Raw genomic sequence first — 13,251 nt, 5'->3', positions numbered from 1 at the left:
AGACCGCGCCCTGCGCGCCCTTGAATGGGGCGTGACGACAGAAAAACCGATTCCATTTGCAAGCCGAATTCAGGCAGGAAAGCTCATGACCGACGCGTTCGAACTCCCCAGCACACTGGCCCACGCCCTTCAGCGCCGCGCGGCCCTGACGCCGGACCGTGTGGCCTTGCGTTTTCTCGCCGAAACCCGGGATCAGGCTGTGGTGCTCAGTTATCGCGAGCTGGATCAACGGGCGCGAATCATTGCCGGTGCTTTACAGGCCGAGGCGGATTTTGGCGACCGTGCGGTGTTGCTGTTTCCCAGTGGCCCGGATTACGTCGCGGCGTTTTTCGGTTGCCTGTATGCCGGCGTGATTGCAGTGCCGGCTTATCCGCCAGAGTCTGCCAAGCGTCATCATCAGGAGCGTTTGCTGTCGATCATCAGCGACGCCGAGCCGCGCCTGTTGCTGACCAGCGCCGACCTGTGTGATGCGTTGCTGCAAATCGAAGGCGCGCCGCCGTTGCTGTGTGTCGATACCCTTGACAGCGCCATGGCCGAGCGTTGGCAGGCACCGGGTCTGCAAGACGCTCACATCGCATTCCTGCAATACACCTCCGGCTCCACCGCGCTGCCCAAAGGCGTGCAAGTCAGCCACGGCAATCTGGTGGCCAATGAGTTGCTGATCCGCCACGGTTTCGGGATCGACCTCAACCCCGATGACGTGATCGTCAGCTGGCTGCCGCTGTACCACGACATGGGGCTGATCGGCGGCCTGCTGCAACCGATTTTCAGCGGCGTAGAATGCGTGCTGATGTCGCCGGCGTACTTCCTCGGCCGGCCGCTACGCTGGCTCGAAGCGATCAGTGAATATGGTGGCACCATCAGCGGCGGGCCGGACTTTGCCTATCGCCTGTGCAGCGAGCGAGTCAGTGATTCGGCGCTGGAGCGCCTCGACCTGAGCCGTTGGCGCGTGGCGTATTCCGGTTCCGAACCGATCCGCCTCGACACTCTGGAGCACTTTGCCGAAAAGTTTGCCGGCTGCGGTTTCACGGCGGACAACTTCATGGCTTCTTATGGTCTGGCTGAAGCCACGCTGTTCGTCGCCGGTACGCCGCGCGGCCATGGCATCGGCAACCTGCGCGTGGACGATCAGGCCCTGACGCAGAACCGCGCCGAGCCGGGCGAGGGCAGTGCGATCATGAGCTGCGGCATCGCTCAGCCGGATCACGCGGTGTTGATTGTCGATCCAGCGTCGCACACTGAACTGGCCGACAATGCTGTCGGCGAAGTCTGGGCCGCCGGCCCGAGTATCGCCCACGGATACTGGCGCAACCCCGAAGCCTCGGCCAAGACGTTCGTCCAGCACGCCGGTCGTACCTGGCTGCGCAGCGGTGACCTGGGTTTCATGCGCGGCGGTGAGTTGTTCATCACCGGCCGCCTGAAAGACATGCTGATCGTGCGCGGTCACAATCTTTATCCGCAGGACATCGAACAGACCGTCGAGCGTGAAGTGGAGGTCGTACGCAAAGGGCGCGTTGCTGCGTTCGCCGTCAGTGTGGACGGACAGGAAGGCATCGGCATCGCTGCGGAAATCAGCCGCAGCGTGCAAAAAATCCTCCCGCCCGAAGCGCTGATCAAAGCGATTCGCCAGGCTGTTGCCGAGGCCTGTCAGCAAGCACCCAGCGTGGTAGTGCTGCTCAATCCGGGCGCACTGCCCAAGACTTCCAGCGGCAAATTGCAGCGCTCGGCGTGCCGCAATCGCCTGGCGGATGGCAGCCTCGACAGCTATGCCGTGTTCCCGTCAGCCACGACCGAAAGCGCAGGCAATCCTCAATCGGGCTCTGAGCTGCAAAGCCTGATAGGCCGGATCTGGTGCGAACAATTACAGGTTGAGCAAGTGAGCGCCGACGATCACTTCTTCCTGCTCGGTGGCAACTCCATTGCGGCCACTCAGGTGGTGGCGCGTCTGCGCGAGGAACTGGGGCTGGAGTTGAACCTGCGCCTGCTGTTCGAAGCACCGACCCTCGGCGCATTCGCCGCTGCGCTGGCTCGCCAGCAACAGGACGGTGGCCTTGCCCAAAGCACAATCACTGTGCTGTCGCGCCATCAACCGATGCCGCAATCCCTGGCGCAAAACCGTCTGTGGATCACCTGGCAACTCGACCCCGTGAGCTGCGCCTACAACATTCCCGGCGCCCTGCGCCTGCGTGGCGAGTTGAATCAAGACGCCTTGTGCGCCAGTTTCCAGCAGTTGATCGAACGCCATGAATCCCTGCGTACACGCTTCTTCGAGCGCGACGGCGTGGCACTGCAACAAGTCGTTGCGGCCGGTGAGTTCAATCTGCAATTGATCGACATCAGTGATCTACCGCTGGCCGAGCGTGAAGCCCGTGCGCAGCAAATCCGCGAAGACGAAGCGCGGACTCAGTTCGATCTGGAGAAAGGCCCATTGTTCTGGGTGACGCTGGTGCGCCTTGACGACGAAGATCATCAGCTGTTGCTGACGATGCATCACATCATCGCCGACGGTTGGTCGCTGAACGTGTTGATCGACGAGTTCGCACGGTTGTACGCGGCGGCCTGTCAGGGGCAGCAAGCAACGCTCGCGCCGTTGCCAGCCCAATACGCCGACTATGGCAACTGGCAGCGGCAATGGCTGGCGCAAGGCGAGGGCGAGCGTCAATTGGCCTACTGGAAAGAGCAGTTGGGCGATGAACATCCTACCCTGAACCTGGCCACCGACCATCCGCGCTCGGCCCAACAACTGCACAGCGCCGCCCGCCACACCGTGCGTTTGGACGTCGACCTGAGCGAGGCGATTCGCCAGACCGCGCAGGCCCATGAATCGACCACCTTCATGCTGTTGCTGGCCGCGCTGCAAAGCCTGTTGCATCGCTACAGCGGCCAGCGTGATATCCGCATCGGCGTACCGAACGCCAACCGCCCGCGCCTGGAAACCCAGGGCCTGATCGGTTTCTTCATCAACACCCAGGTACTGCGCGCCGAACTGGATTCGCGGATGCCCTTCACCGAACTGCTGGCGCAAACCCGGCACGCGGCAATGGGTGCGCAAGCGCATCAGGACTTGCCGTTCGAACAACTGCTCGAAGCCTTCCCGCAGGCCCGTGAACAAGGCTTGTTCCAGGTCATGTTCAACCACCAGCAGCGCGACCTCAGCGCCTTGAAGCGCCTCCCGGGGTTGCTCGCTGAAGAGTTGCCGTGGCATAGCCGCCAAGCCAAGTTCGATCTGCAATTGCACAGTGAGGAAGATCGTAACGGCCGCTTGAGCCTCTCGTTCGATTACGCCAGCGAGCTGTTCGATGCGACGACCATCGAACGGCTGTCCGAGCATTTCAATCACCTGTTGCGCGCCATCTGTACTCAACCGCAAACCGCCATCGGCGACCTGCAACTGCTGACCGTTACTGAACACGAGCAGCAGGCCGACTGGTCCGTTGCACCGTGCACGCCCGCCAGCCAATGGCTGCCGGAACTGCTCAACGAACAGGCACGCCAGACGCCGGAACGCACCGCGCTGCTGTGGGACGGCGGCCAAATGGACTTCGCTGAACTGCACACCCAGGCCAATCGCCTGGCCCATTACCTGCGTGACAAAGGCGTGGGGCCGGATGTCTGCGTGGCCATCGCCTGCGAGCGTTCGCCGCAACTGCTGATCGGCCTGCTGGCGATCATCAAGGCTGGCGGCGCCTATGTGCCGCTGGACCCGGACTACCCCGCCGAACGCCTGGCCTACATGCTCGGCGACAGCGGCGTGCAATTGCTGCTGACGCAAACTCAATTGTTGGAGCACTTGCCGGCGCCTGACGGCGTCAGCGTGATCGCCATGGATGCCCTGCATCTGGAGCGCTGGCCGAGCCACGCGCCGGGTTTGCACCTGCACGGCGACAACCTCGCGTACGTGATTTACACATCCGGCTCCACTGGCCAGCCCAAAGGTGTCGGCAACACCCACGCGGCGCTCGCCGAACGCCTGCAATGGATGCAGAACACCTATCGCCTGAACGACAGCGACGTGCTGATGCAAAAGGCGCCGATCAGTTTCGACGTGTCGGTGTGGGAGTGCTTCTGGCCGCTGATCAGCGGCGCACGGCTGCTGATCGCCAGCCCTGGCGAACACCGCGACCCGCACCGTATCGCGCAGCTTGTGCAGACGTACGGCGTGACCACGCTGCACTTCGTGCCGCCGCTGCTTTCACTGTTCATCGATGAACCGCTCAGCGCGCAATGTACCCGCCTGCGCCGCGTATTCTCCGGCGGCGAAGCCTTGCCAGCGGAGCTGCGCAACCGCGTGCTGGCGCAACTGCCAGCCGTACAGTTGCACAACCGCTACGGTCCGACCGAAACCGCGATCAACGTCACCCATTGGCAGTGCTCCAGCGCCGATGGCGAACGCTCGCCGATTGGCCGGCCATTGGCCAACGTGATTTGCCGCGTACTCGACAGCCAACTCAACCCTGTTCCGGCCGGCGTGCCGGGTGAGTTGTGCATCAGTGGCATTGGTTTGGCGCGAGGCTATCTGGGCCGTCCTGGGTTGACTGCTGAGCGCTTTGTCGTCGATCCATTGGGCGAGGAGGGCGCCCGTCTGTATCGCACCGGTGATCGTGCACGCTGGACTGGCGACGGCGTGATCGAATACCTCGGTCGCCTCGATCAGCAGCTCAAGTTGCGCGGCTTCCGCGTCGAACCGCAAGAAATCGAAGCGCGACTGCTTGCCCAGGATGGCGTGGCTCAAACTGTCGTGTTGGTGCGCGAAACTTCGGCCGGCGGACAACTGATCGCTTACTACACCACGACGGATCCCACCGAAGCCATCGATGCGCTAACCGCCCGCCTGAAAAATGCCTTGGCGGCTGAGCTGCCCGAATACATGGTTCCAGCGCAACTGATGCGCCTGACTGAAATGCCCCTCGGCCCGAGTGGCAAACTCGACCGACGCGCTCTGCCGGAACCGCAGTGGCAGGTTCGCGAACACGTCGAACCCGTGACTGAACTGGAGCAACAGCTCGCCGGCATCTGGCGCGAAGTGCTGGGTCTGGCGCAAGTCGGCCTGCGCGACGACTTCTTCGCCCTCGGCGGCCACTCGCTGCTGGCCACGCAAATCATTGCCCGCACCCGTCAGGCCTGCGACATCGAGTTGCCGTTGCGTGCGCTGTTCGAGAACAGCGAACTGGGCGCATTTGCCGAGCAGGTGCGCCTGATCCAGGCCAGTGGCAGCACCAACAAACAGCCACCCATCGAGACAGTCGACCGCAGCCAACCGGTGCCGCTGTCCTATTCCCAGCAGCGCATGTGGTTCCTCTGGCAGATGGAGCCGGACAGTCCGGCCTACAACGTCGGCGGCATGGCAAGGCTGCGCGGGGTGCTGGATGTCGGGCGCTTCGAAGCGGCCTTGCAAGCGCTGATCCTGCGCCACGAAACCTTGCGCACGACATTCCCGAGCGTCGATGGCGTGCCGCATCAGCAGGTGCATGTCGAGACGGGCGTGCGCATGGACTGCAAGGATTTCACTGCGCTGGAGGCCGAGGCGCGCGAGTGGCAAGTCCAGCAACTGGCCGATGCGCAAGCGCACACGCCGTTCGATCTGGAAAGCGGACCGTTGCTGCGCGCCTGCCTGGTCAAGACTGCCGAGCAGGAGCACTACTTCGTACTGACCTTGCACCACATCGTCACCGAAGGTTGGGCGATGGACATTTTTGCCCGCGAATTGAGCGCGCTTTACGAAGCGTTCGTCGATGACCGCGAATCCCCGCTGGCGCCGCTGCCGGTGCAGTACCTCGATTACAGCGTGTGGCAGCGGCAGTGGCTGGAGTCCGGTGAACGTCAGCGCCAGCTCGATTACTGGACCGCGCAACTGGGTCGTGAACATCCGCTGCTGGAATTGCCCGCCGACCGTCCGCGTCCACCAGTGCAAAGCCATCAAGGTGAGTTGTACCGTTTCGACCTGAGCGACGACCTCGCGGCCCGGGTCCGCGCTTTCAATGCGCAAAACGGTCTGACCCTGTTCATGACCATGACTGCCGCCCTGGCTACGCTGTTGTACCGCTACAGCGGCCAGACCGATTTGCGCATCGGCGCTCCGGTGGCTAACCGGATTCGTCCGGAAAGCGAAGGACTGATTGGCGCGTTCCTCAACACCCAGGTGCTGCGTTGCCAGCTCGACGGGCAGATGTCCGTGGGCGAGTTGTTCGAGCAGGTTCGCCACACGGTCATCGAAGGCCAGTCCCATCAGGACTTGCCGTTCGATCATCTGGTGGAAGCCTTGCAACCGCCGCGAAGCGCCGCCTATAACCCCCTGTTCCAAGTGATGTGCAACGTGCAGCGCTGGGAATTCCAGCAGAGTCGTCGCCTGGCCGGCATGACCGTCGAGTACCTGGCCAACGACGCCCGCGCGACCAAGTTCGACCTCAACCTGGAAGTCACTGACCTCGACCATCGCCTGGGTTGCTGCCTGACCTACAGCACTGATTTGTTCGACGAGCCGCGGATTGCGCGCATGGCCGGGCATTGGCGCAACCTGCTCGAAGCGTTGATTGCCGATCCGCAACAGCGCCTCAGTGAACTGCCGCTGCTGGAGGCGGCGGAACAAACCAGGCTGCTCGATAGCCTTGGCGTCGAACCGGGCGAACATCGTCTGGACCAGTGCATCCATCAGCTGTTCAGCGCGCAGGCGTGTGCCCGCCCCAATGCCCCGGCACTGACGTTCGCCGGGCAAACCTTGAGCTATGCCGAACTCGACAGCCGATCCAATCGCCTGGCGTGGATGCTGCGCGAGCGCGGCGTCGGGCCGCAGGTGCGCGTGGGCCTGGCATTGGCGCGTTCGCTGGAGATGGTCGTCGGCCTGCTGGCGATCCTCAAGGCCGGTGGCGCCTATGTGCCGCTGGACCCGGAATACCCGCTCGATCGATTGCATTACATGATCGAAGACAGCGGCGTCGGCCTGCTCTTGAGCGATGCGGCAATGTTCAAAGCCTTGGGCGAATTGCCGTCGACGGTCGGCCGCTGGTGCGTGGAAGAAGATGCGGCAAGCCTGGCTGATTATCCCGTTACCGAGTTGCCGTTTATCAGCCTGGCGCAACATCAGGCGTACCTGATCTACACCTCGGGCTCCACCGGCAAGCCGAAAGGCGTGGTGGTGTCCCACGGTGAAATCGCCATGCACTGCCGTGCAGTGATCGAGCGCTTTGCCATGCGCCCGGACGACTGCGAACTGCATTTCTATTCGATCAACTTCGACGCTGCGACCGAGCGTTTGCTGGTGCCGTTGTTGAGTGGCGCGCAAGTGGTTCTGCGGGCGCAGGGCCAATGGGATGCCGAAGAAATCTGCGCGCTGATCCGCACCCATCGCATCAATGTCCTCGGTTTCACCCCGAGCTACGGCAGCCAGCTGGCGCAGTGGCTGGCGACCCGCAACGAGACGCTGCCGGTGCGCATGATCATCACTGGCGGTGAAGCCCTGACCGGTGAGCACCTGGCGCGCATTCGCGCAGCGTTCAAACCGAGCGCGTTCTTCAATGCCTACGGCCCGACGGAAACCGTGGTCATGCCGCTGGCCAGTCTGGCCCCGCAGGTGTTGGAAGAAGGTCTGGGCAGCGTGCCGATCGGCAGCGTCATCGGTGATCGCGTGGCGTACATCCTCGACGCCGATCTGGCATTGGTGCCGCACGGCGCGACTGGTGAGTTGTACGTTGGTGGCGCGGGCCTGGCCCAGGGTTATCACTTGCGCCCGGGCATGACCGCTGAACGCTTTGTGGCTGACCCGTTCGCCGACAACGGCGGGCGTATTTATCGCACCGGCGATCTGGTGCGCCAGCGCGCGGATGGTTTGGTGGAGTACCTGGGACGGATTGACCATCAGGTAAAAATCCGTGGTTTCCGCATCGAACTGGGTGAAATCGAAACCCGCCTGCTGGAACATCCGTCGGTCCGTGAAGCCGTGGTGTTGGCGCTGGATGCACCGAGTGGCAAGCAACTGGTCGGCTATCTGGTGAGCGAAGTCGCAGAGCTTGGCGAAGCGCAACAGGCCGAACTGCGCGAAGCGCTCAAGGCGCATCTCAAGTCGCAACTACCGGATTACATGGTACCCACGCACCTGATTCTGCTGGCCAGCATGCCGCTGACCGCCAACGGCAAACTTGACCGGCGTGCGCTGCCGGTGCCGGACCCGGAGCTGAACCGTCAGCAGTACGTGGCGCCGAGCAACGAACTGGAAGGCACGCTGGCGCAGATCTGGTGCGAAGTGCTGAACGTCGAACAGGTCGGCCTCAACGACAACTTCTTCGAACTGGGCGGCGACTCGATCCTGTCGATTCAGGTGGTCAGCCGCGCGCGGCAGCAGGGCATTCATTTCAGCCCGCGTGATCTGTTCCAGCATCAGACTGTGCAGACCCTCGCCGCCGTGGCGACCCGCACCGAGCAGGTCACCGCCGAACAAGGCTTGCTCAGCGGCGAGTCGCGCCTGACGCCGATCCAGCACTGGTTCTTCGACACCGATATTCCACAGCGCCAACACTGGAACCAGGCGTTGCTACTGCAACCGACCGCACCGCTGGAACCCCATCGCCTGGAGCAGGCGTTGCTGGCAGTGATCGAGCAACACGATGCCCTGCGCCTTTGCTTCAGCAAGGTTGCTGGCCAGTGGCATGCTGAACATCAGGCGATGGCCGATACGCCGGTGCTGTGGCAGGTGCGCGTCGCCTCCATGGACAAATGCGCCGCGCTGTTCGCCGACGCCCAGCGCAGCCTCGACCTCGAAGAAGGACCGCTGATGCGCGTGCTGCTGGTCGATGGTCCCGAGGGCCAGCAACGGCTGTTCATCGCGATTCACCACTTGGTGGTCGATGGTGTTTCCTGGCGTGTGCTGCTCGACGATCTGCAAACCGTTTACCGCCAACTCGACGCGCAGCAGTCGCTGAAACTGCCGGCCAAAACCAGTGCGTTCAAGGACTGGGCCGCACGCTTGCAGGCCTATGCCGGCAGCGAATCCCTGCGCGAAGAGCTGGGCTGGTGGCAGGCGCAACTGGCGGGGCCGAGCGCCGATTTGCCGTGTGATCGTCCCGAGGGTGGTCGGCAAAATCGTCACGCGCAAACCGTCAGCGTGCGCCTCGACAGCGAACGCACCCGGCAACTGCTGCAACAGGCGCCGAGCGCTTATCGCACCCAGGTCAACGACCTGCTGCTGACCGCATTGGCCCGTGTGCTGTGCCGTTGGAGCGGTCACGCCTCGGCGTTGATTCAACTGGAAGGCCATGGCCGCGAAACGCTGTTCGACGAGATTGACCTGACTCGCACTGTCGGCTGGTTCACCAGTGCTTATCCGCTGCGCCTGACCCCGTCGAACATTGAAGAGGCTGCAGGACAGGGCGCTTCGATCAAGGCGATCAAGGAGCAACTGCGCGCCGTGCCGCACAAAGGCCTGGGTTATGGCGTGCTGCGATATCTCGCCGACGACCAGAGTCGCCGCAGCATGGCCGCGTTGCCAGTGGCGCCGGTCACCTTCAACTACCTGGGGCAGTTCGACCAGAGCTTTGGTGTCGATGCGCTGTTCCATCCACTGGATGAAACCATCGGCGCGGCCCACGATGCCAATGCACCGTTGCCAAACGAGTTGAGCGTCGACGGTCAGGTCTACGGTGGGGAACTGGTATTGCGCTGGACCTTCAGCGCCGATCGCCACGATCCACAGACCATCGGCGATCTGGCGGACGCCTACCTTGGCGAATTGCGAAGCCTGATCGAGCATTGCCTGCGTGATGACGTCGGCGGCCTGACGCCGTCGGACTTCCCGCTGGCCCGGCTCAACCAGACGCAACTGGATGCGCTACCGGTTCCGGCGGCGGTGATCGAGGATGTCTACCCACTGACCCCGATGCAGGAAGGCATGCTGCTGCACACCTTGCTGGAACCGGGTACCGGCCTGTACTACATGCAGGATCGCTATCGCATCAACAGCGAACTTGATCCGCAGCGTTTCACCCAGGCCTGGCAAGCGGTCATCGCTCGTCACGAAGCCTTGCGCGCGTCGTTCTGCTGGAACGTCGGCGAAGACATGTTGCAGGTTATCCACAAACCGGGCACTACGCCGATCGAATACCTCGACTGGAGCGCTATCTCTGAGGCCGAGCAGGAACCGAAGCTGCAGACATTGCTCAAGACCGAGCGTGAGGCCGGCTTCGATCTGCTCAACCAGGCACCGTTCCACTTGCGCCTGATTCGTGTAGGGGCGGCGCGCTACTGGTTCATGATGAGCAACCATCACATCCTCATCGATGCCTGGTGCCGCTCGCTGTTGATGAACGATTTCTTCGAAATCTACAGTGCCTTCGGCGAGGGCCGGGATGCGCAACTGGCGGTGCCGCCGCGTTACCGCGATTACATCGGCTGGCTGCAACGCCAGAGCCTGGCCGAAGCGCGGCAGTGGTGGAAAACCAACCTGCAAGGCTTTGAACGCACGACGCCGATCCCGAGCGACCGGCCGTTTTTGCGCGAGCATGCCGGCGACAGCGGCGGCATGCTCGTCGGCGACCGCTACACAAAACTCGACGCCCGTGACGGTGCACGATTGCGTGAACTGGCGCAGGCCCATCAACTGACCATCAACACGTTTGCCCAGGCAGCGTGGGCTTTGGTGCTGCGGCGCTTGAGCGGTGATCGTGACGTGTTGTTCGGTGTCACGGTGGCCGGGCGACCGGTGCAGATGCCAGAGATGCAACGCACTGTCGGCCTGTTCATCAACAGCATCGCGCTGCGGGTAAAAATGCCTCAGGACGATCGGCGTTGCAGCGTGCGCCAATGGCTCAGCGACTTGCTCGACAGCAACATGCAACTGCGCGAGTACGAATACCTGCCGTTGGTGAATATCCAGGAACAAAGCGAATTGCCCAAGGGCCAGCCGCTGTTCGACAGCCTGTTCGTGTTCGAAAACGCTCCGGTGGAAACCTCGGTGCTGGACCGTGCGCAGAGCCTCAACGCCACTTCCGATTCGGGTCGCACCCACACCAACTTCCCGCTCACGGCGGTGTGCTATCCGGGTGACGACCTGGGCTTGCACCTGTCCTATGACCAGCGCTACTTCGATGAAAACACCGTCGAGCGCATGCTCGGTGAGTTCAAGCGATTGTTGCTGGCGTTGGTCGAAGGCTTCCACGGTGACATGGCCGATCTGCCGTTGCTGGGAGCCGAGGAGCAGGCGTTTCTGATCCACGCCTGCAACCAGAGCGAGCACCATTACCCGCTGGAGCAAAGCTATGTCGCTTTGTTCGAAGCGCAAGTGGCCGCGCATCCGCAGCGGATCGCCGCCAGTTGCCTGAATGAGCAGCACAGTTACGCCGAGTTGAATCAGCGCGCCAACCGGCTCGGTCATGCGCTGATAGCGTCCGGTGTCGGGCTGGATCAACCGGTGGCCTTGCTGGCCGAGCGCAACCTCGATCTGCTGGGCATGATCATCGGTAGCTTCAAGGCCGGGGCGGGTTATCTGCCGCTGGACCCGGGGCTGCCGAGCCAGCGCCTGAGCCGCATCATCGATCTGAGCCGTACGCCATTGCTGGTGTGCACGCAGGCCTGTCGCGAGCAAGCGCTTGGGCTGCTGGAAGAATTCAGCTGTGCCAATCGGCCTCGATTGCTGGTCTGGGAACAGGTGCAGGCGAGCGATGTCGCGTTGGGCAATCCGGGTATCTACAGCGCCCCGGACAACCTGGCCTACGTGATCTACACCTCCGGTTCCACCGGTTTGCCCAAGGGGGTGATGGTCGAACAGCGCGGCATGCTCAACAACCAGTTGAGCAAGGTGCCGTATCTGGACCTGAGCGAGTCCGACGTGATCGCGCAGACGGCTTCGCAAAGCTTCGACATTTCAGTCTGGCAGTTTCTCGCTGCGCCGTTGTTCGGTGCTCGGGTGGACATCGTGCCGAACAGCATCGCCCACGATCCGCAAGGCTTGCTGGCCCACGTGCAGGCCCAGGGCATCACTGTTCTGGAAAGCGTGCCATCGCTGATCCAGGGCATGCTCGCCCAGGAGCGGATGAGCCTCGATGGCTTGCGCTGGATGCTGCCGACCGGTGAGGCGATGCCGCCTGAACTGGCGCATCAATGGTTGCAGCGTTACCCGGCCATCGGCCTGGTGAATGCCTACGGCCCGGCGGAGTGCTCGGATGACGTGGCGTTTTTCCGCGTCGACACGGCCTCCACCCGCGGCAGCTATTTGCCGATCGGTACGCCGACCGACAACAACCGCTTGTACCTGCTCGACGGCGCACTGGAACTGGTACCGCTGGGCGCGGTGGGCGAGTTGTGCGTCGCTGGCATCGGCGTCGGACGCGGTTACGTCAGCGATTCGTTGCGCACCGCGCAGGTGTTCGTGCCCAACCCGTTTGGCGCACCGGGTGAGCGTTTGTATCGCACCGGCGACCTGGCGCGCCGTCGCAGCGACGGCGTGCTGGAATACGTCGGGCGCATCGATCACCAGGTGAAAATTCGCGGTTACCGCATCGAGTTGGGTGAAATCGAAGCACGCCTGCATGAACAGTCGCAAGTGCGCGACGCGGCGGTCGGTGTGCAGGAAGGTGTGAACGGCAAGCATCTGGTCGGCTATCTGGTGCCTGCCGATTCAACGCTCAATCGAGCTGAATGCCTGGAGCGCATCAAGCAGCGCCTGCGCGCCGAACTGCCGGAATACATGGTGCCGCTGCACTGGCTGTGGCTGGACAAAATGCCGCTCAACGCCAACGGAAAACTGGACCGCAAGGCGCTGCCGGTGCTGGAAATCGGTCAGTTGCAAAGCCAGGATTACCAGGCGCCGCGCAATGAGCTTGAGCAGACCCTGGCCGCTATCTGGGCCGAGGTATTGAAGGTGGAGAAGGTCGGTGTTCGCGACAATTTCTTCGAGTTGGGCGGGCATTCGCTGCTGGCCACGCAGATCGCCTCGCGGGTACAGAAAACCCTGCAAAGGGATGTACCGTTGCGGGCGATGTTCGAATGCAGCACGGTGGAAGAACTGGCCGGTTACATCGACGGGCTGGCGGCCAGTGAGATCACCGAGGACAAGGTGGATCGGCTGAATGATCTGATGGCGCAGCTGGAGGGGCTTTGATTCTTTAGTGCCTGGGCTGACGCCATCGCTGGCAAGCCAGCTCCCACAGTGATTGATGTCGTGCACAAAATCCATGTTCGACTCAGAACCCTGTGGGAACTGGCTTGCCAGCGATGGCGTCAGCAGGAATACATACATTGGTGCGATTGACTGCAACCTGCCAGCCG

At 62.7% G+C, this 13,251-nt stretch carries 1 protein-coding gene; it reads left to right on the top strand.

The window, feature by feature from the left end; all coding sequences use genetic code 11:
* Positions 1-85 precede the first annotated feature (85 nt).
* Positions 86-13,084 (top strand): non-ribosomal peptide synthetase, encoded by a 12,999-nt coding sequence (locus D8U18_RS21470; RefSeq protein WP_131108375.1) that lies wholly within the window; start codon positions 86-88, stop codon positions 13,082-13,084.
* The last annotated feature ends 167 nt before the right edge of the window (positions 13,085-13,251 follow it).

Source organism: Pseudomonas sp. Sample_10, from assembly GCF_004321495.1.
Classification (GTDB): Bacteria; Pseudomonadota; Gammaproteobacteria; order Pseudomonadales; family Pseudomonadaceae; genus Aquipseudomonas.
This window is presented reverse-complemented; position numbering and strand designations above follow the sequence as displayed.

What these genes read in the sequence shown, in the direction of transcription:
- D8U18_RS21470 (WP_131108375.1), top strand. Translation starts at nt 86, where the DNA reads ATGACCGACGCGTTCGAACTCCCCAGCACACTGGCCCACGCCCTTCAG.